General features: G+C 75.2%; 3 protein-coding genes and 1 pseudogene. 2 read left to right on the top strand and 2 right to left on the bottom strand.

Annotation, left to right across the window (positions count from 1 at the left end):
• Positions 1-256 (bottom strand): annotated as a pseudogene (locus tag E1193_RS29580) (hypothetical protein); the annotation flags it as partial.
• A gap of 111 nt (positions 257-367) precedes the next feature.
• On the opposite strand from E1193_RS29580, the gene E1193_RS29575 reads away from it, so the two are divergent.
• Positions 368-1,171, top strand: a complete 804-nt coding sequence (locus E1193_RS29575) for a DNA-formamidopyrimidine glycosylase family protein (RefSeq protein WP_132186442.1) — start codon at positions 368-370, stop codon at positions 1,169-1,171.
• A gap of 170 nt (positions 1,172-1,341) precedes the next feature.
• Positions 1,342-4,932 (top strand): multicopper oxidase domain-containing protein, encoded by a 3,591-nt coding sequence (locus E1193_RS29570; protein WP_132186443.1) that lies wholly within the window; start codon positions 1,342-1,344, stop codon positions 4,930-4,932.
• 181 nt (positions 4,933-5,113) lie between these two features.
• Here E1193_RS29570 and E1193_RS29565 read toward each other — a convergent pair.
• Positions 5,114-5,657 (bottom strand): hypothetical protein (locus E1193_RS29565; protein WP_132186441.1); only part of this gene is annotated, 544 nt, incomplete at its 5' end.

The raw sequence follows: 5,657 nt of genomic DNA, 5'->3' as shown, positions 1-5,657 counted from the left end.
GGGTATCGGCGAGCCGGAGCCGCCCGGCCTCCCAGCGGACGTTGACGTCGTCGCCTCCGGCGACGGCGAGGTCGACCGACCACCGCTCGGCGGCGAGGTCGGCGGACCAGTGCCCGACCGGTGCGGGGACGGCCTCCAGGCGGGCGTTCGGCAGGGCCGGCGGCGCGGCGGGCGCCACGGCCGGGAGGAGGCTGGCGGCGACTGCGGCGACCAGGCACCCGCGGAGCACCGGTCGGATACGGCGAGCACGAATCATGGGCATTTTCTCCTCAGAACACCCTGATTGTGCATTGTCCGGATTTCTGGAGGAAGTACTGCACAAATAGTAAATATGTGAGTTCCGCTCGGGGTGGGGGAGGATGGTGGGGTGCCCGAAGGTGACACGGTGTGGAACACCGCCCGCGTGCTGCACCGCGCGCTGGCGGGAGCTCGGCTGTCCGGCAGCGACTTTCGGGTGCCGCAGCTGGCCACCACCGACCTGACCGGTTGGACGGTCCGCGACTGTGCCAGCCGGGGCAAGCACCTGCTGCTGCGGCTGGTCGCGCCCGAGGGCCACCCGGGAGCCACGCACCGGACACTGCACTCGCACCTGCGGATGGACGGCGCCTGGCGGGCGTACGCCCCGGGGGAACGCTGGACCGCGGGGCCGGCCCACCTGATCCGGGTGGTGCTGCACAGCGCCGGGGCCGTCGCCGTCGGCTACCACCTGCACGATCTGGCGCTGGTGCCGTCCGCCGAGGAGGATTCCCTGGTTGGGCACCTCGGCCCGGATCTGCTCGGGCCGGACTGGGATCCGGCAGAGGCGGTCCGCCGACTCGCCGCGCACCCGGACGCCACCATCGGCGAGGCCCTGCTGGACCAGCGCAACCTGGCCGGGGTGGGCAACCTCTACAAGTGCGAGGTGCTCTTCCTGCGAGGCGTCTCCCCGTGGTCCCCGGTGCGGGACGTGCCCGACCTGGCCGGCACGGTGACTCTGGCACAGAAGCTGCTGGCGGCCAACCGGGGACGATGGACGCAGAGCACCACCGGCTCGCTGCACCGGGGACGGACCAGCTACGTGTACGGCCGACGGGGGCAACCCTGCCGCCGCTGCGGCACCGCGATCCGCAGGGCGGAGCTCGGCGAACGGATCACCTACTGGTGCCCGGTCTGCCAGCCAGCTCCCTCCTGATCGTGGAACTTCCACGAACCGGCAAGTTTCCCTGAGATCCGGACGAACAGGTACTTCCGTCCCAGGCCCGACCGTCGCATGCTGCGGTGGACAGCTCACCGACCGTCAGCAGCGGGTACACCCACCACACCGGGGTGGCGGACGTACCCGCCCCGTTCCCGGGGAGAGCCATGGCCCTGTTCCGCATGTTCCGGTCGGGCTGGGCCGGCCGTGCCACCCGGCCCACCCCGACCGTGCCCGCCGCCCGGGTCGCCGAGCCGGCGCCCGGCCCCGCACCGGCCAGCCTCGACCCGGCCGCCCTGCCACGCTGCTTCGGCGCGGTGCCGAACCACGCGCACAGCCCGCTGCCCACACTCGACGCAACCGGGCAGGTGGTCCCGGGCACCGGCATCCGCAAGTTCGTCGACGCGCTGCCGCTGCCGGGCCCGTCCGCCCGCACCGGGCTGGGCGGGCAGCTCCCGGTCGCGGTACCCGACACCACCCGGTACCCGGGCTGCGACTACTACGAGATCGCGCTGGCCGAGTACACCCAACGGTTGCACCGCGACCTGCCCACCACCCGGCTGCGCGGCTACCGCCAGCTCAACCTCGGCACCGACCCGGACGGGCACAACACGGTCGTTCCGCCGGAGCGGCCGTACCACCTGGGGCCGATGATCATCGCGCGGCGCGGGCGGCCGGTCCGGATCACGTTCATCAACCAGCTTCCCACCGGCCGGGCTGGTGAACTCTTCCTGCCCGTCGACACCACGCTGGACGGAGCTGGCGCCGGGCCGCTGGACGGGCCCGCCCCGTACCCGCAGAACCGGGCCGTGCTCCACCTGGCCGGCGCGCAGACCGGCTGGATCAGCGCCGGGAACCCGTGGCAGTGGGTGACCCCGGCGGGCGAGATCACTCCATACCCGACCGGCCCCGGCCTGGCCCACGTGCCGGACATGCCGCCCCCCGGCGCGGGGGCCACCACCCTGTACTTCCCGAACGAGCAGAGCGGCCGGCTGATGTGGCTGCACGACAACACCCTCGCCCTGTCCCGGCTGACCGTCTACTCCGGGCAGCTCGCGCTCTACCTGCTCACCGACCCCGCCGAGCAACGGCTGGTCGCCGACGGGGTACTCCCCGCCGACCAACTCCCGCTGGTGATCCAGGACAAGACCTTCGTCCCCGACGACGCCCAACTCGCCGCCCAGGATCCCACCTGGGACCGGGACCGCTGGGGCGCCCGGGGCAGCCTCTGGCACCCGCACGTCTACCAGCCCCGGCAGAACCCGTACCGGGAGTCGGGGCGCAACCCGACCGGCCGCTGGGACTACGGCCCGTGGACCACCGGGGCCGGGGTCGAGGTCAAGGTCGGGCCGGCGCCGAACCCGCACCACGACCCGGTCGCCACGCCGGAGGAACCGCCGCAGGCGCCGGGGGTGCCGCACCCTGGCGCGGTCCCCGCCGCGTACGGCGACACTCCGCTGGTCAACGGCGTCGCGTACCCGTACCTGACGGTGGAGCCGAAGGCGTACCGGTTCCGGATCCTCAACGCCTGCGCCGACCGCAGCCTGAACCTGGCGATCTACCGGGCCCGCACCGACGGCCCGATGTGGCGGCCCGACGGCAGCCTCGCCGACGCCGGGGCGGGTGAGGTGCCGATGGTGGAGGCGGTCCGGGCGGCCGGCCGCCCGTCGGACTGGCCGGTGGACGGTCGAGACGGCGGGGTGCCCGACCCTCGGGCCGCCGGCCCTCGCATGATCCAGGTCGGCAACGAGTGTGGGTTGCTGCCCGCCCCGGCGGTGGTGCCCCACCGTCCCGTCGGGTACCGGTACGACCGGCGCGACCCGACGGTGCTCAACGTGGACGGCCACGCGCTGCTGCTCGCTCCCGGCGAGCGGGCCGACGTGGTGGTCGACTTCTCCACCGTCCCACCCGGCGGCACCCTGATCCTCTACAACGACGCGCCGGCCCCGATGCCCTGCTTCGACCCCCGGTACGACCAGCACACCGGCGCCCCGGACCGCACCACCGAGGGCGGGCCCTCCGGCACCCGCCCCGGGTACGGCCCGAACACCCGCACGCTGCTGCAGTTCCGGGTGGCCGGCGCCCCGGCCGCCCCGTACGACCTGGCCCGGCTCGCCGAGCGGCTGCCCGAAGCGTACGCGGCCAGCCACCGGCCACCGATCGTGCCGCAGCCGGAGTACGACGCCGCCTTCGGCACCCGTACCGACCGGCGGACCGTGGTGCCGGCGCACGCGGTGACGGCGAGTTTCACCCCGGCGGGGGCGGCCCGCCCGGTGACCCTGCCCATCGAGGTGAAGACTGTCGGCCCTGTCTTCGAGCCGGGGCACGGGCGACAGGCCGCCCGGCTCGGCGTCGCCCACCCGCACGCCGGCCCGCTCGGCCCGACGGCGCTGCCGCTCGGCCCGACCGACCCGGCGACCGAGGTCGTCGTCACGGCCGACCCGGCCGCGCCGGGCACGACGGCCGACGGCACGCAGCTGTGGCGGATCACCGGCACCGGCCGGCAGACCCACAGCGTGCACCTGGACGGCTGCGACGCGCAGGTGGTCAACCGGGTCGGCCGGGACGGCACGGTCCGGCCGCCGGAACCCGCAGAGCTGGGGTGGAAGGAGACCATCCGGGTGAACCCGGGCGAGGACGTGGTGCTGGCGCTGCGTCCGGTCGTCCCGCCGCTGCCGTTCAGGATCGGCGACAGTCTCCGGCTGCTCGACCCGACCCGGCCGGTCGGGGCCCGGGTGGGCGCCGCCCCGGTCAGCCCGCTCGACGGCCGCCCCGCCACCGTGGTCAACCAGTTGGTCAACCTGGGCTGGGAGTACCGCTGGTCCAGCAGCGCCGCCGGCCTGCGCGACCTGGGCATGAGCCGGCCGCTGGTGCTGCGGGTGTCCCCCAGGGCGCCGACCGGGCTCACCGCCACCCCGGCACCCGGTTCGGCGACCGCCCTCCCGGCGATCGCGCTGACCTGGACCGGCAACGGCAGCCGCCCGCCGGCCACCGGCCATCTGCTGCAACGAGCCACCGACGCGGCCTTCACCGACGGGGTCACCACGATCACCGTGGCGGCCACCGCCACCCGGTACACCGACGCGACGGTCACCCCCGGCGTGACGTACCACTACCGGATCCGGGCGGAGAACGCGGCGAGTTGCTCGGCCTGGTCGAACAGCGTCCCCGCGTCGGTGGGGCTGGCCGCGCCGACGGGGATGAGCGCCCAGATTCCGCCGGCCCCGCCGCTGCGGGTGGCGCTGCGCTGGACCAACCGCTCCTTCGCCACCGGGATCGACGTGCAGCGGGCCACCAATCCCACCTTCACCAGCGGACCGGCCACCACCGCGATCGGCGTTGCGGAGCGCCACCTCGACCCGGCGGTCGCCCCGGACACCACGTACTACTACCGGGTCCGGACGACGTACCTGGGCGCGGTGTCGCCCTGGTCCACCCTGGCCACGGTGATCACCCCGCCGGTCCCGGAGGCGCCGTCCGGGTTGGCGGTCGCCGTGACCACTCCCGGCCCGGACACCGCGACGGTGGTGCTGACCTGGGCGTCGAGCACCCCGAGCGGGCCGGGGGCGGGCTTCACCGTGCAGCGGGCGGCCGACGCGGTGTTCAGCCGGGAGGTCGCCACCTTCACCGTCACCGGCCGGGGCTTCACCAACACCGGTCTGGCCCGGGGCGCGACCTACCACTACCGGATCCGGTCGTTCAACGTGGTGGGCGACTCGCCCTTCACCGGCCCGCTGCCGGTCACCACCCCGCCCTGATGCCCCCGCTGCGGCACCTGGTCGACCTCGGTGAGGCCGAGGGCGCGGAAGCCCTCGCCGGGTTCCCGCGCCGGGCCAGATCAACTCCGATCGCGGCAGGTTGCGGTCCTGGCGGTCACGGACACCACAACCTGCCGCAATCGGAGCCGATCATGGACGACGGGTGCAGCCGTCGGCCGGGTCAGCGGGAGGGGGCGCGCAGCGGGTCGCCGACCGCACGCAGCTCGGCCAGCGCCGACGCCACCCCGTGCAGCAGATCGGTGGCGTCGGCCAGCCGGGAGGAAGCCGGATGATCGGTGCTGGGGCGGGCGTCCTCGGCGACGTACCCGGCCGCGGCGGCCACCAGCCTCTCGTACGCGGTCACCCCGTCACCCAGCTGACCGGTCAGCGCGCGGTGCGCCTCGGCCAACCGCGGTCGGGCCTCCGGCGGGGCGAACCTCAGCGCGCGTTCCACGCTGGCAACCCGGGCGGCCAGGTCGCGCAGGGACCGGTCGGCCGCGGCGGCCTCCAGCACCGCCGGTTCGGCCAGCCCGGACAGCCGGGGCGCCATACCGGCGAGGGTGAGCGCAGCCCGGTCCAGCCGGGCCCACGGGCCGGCCGCGGCGGTGCCGCGCAGCGCGAGCCGGGCCCGCAGCCGCCGGGCCTCGGCGAGCACGCCGGGGCCGACCGGGAGCCGCTCGACGACGGCGAACAGGCGGGCCCGGGACCGGGCGGCGACCTCGGCC

The organism is Micromonospora sp. KC606, from assembly GCF_004348675.1.
Classification (GTDB): Bacteria; Actinomycetota; Actinomycetes; order Mycobacteriales; family Micromonosporaceae; genus Micromonospora.
Note: the sequence above shows the minus strand (reverse complement) of the source record. Positions and strands in the feature narration are given on the sequence as shown.

Bases quoted from the DNA above. Each gene is read 5' to 3' on its own strand.
- E1193_RS29570 (WP_132186443.1), top strand. From the start codon at position 1,342: ATGGCCCTGTTCCGCATGTTCCGGTCGGGCTGGGCCGGCCGTGCCACC.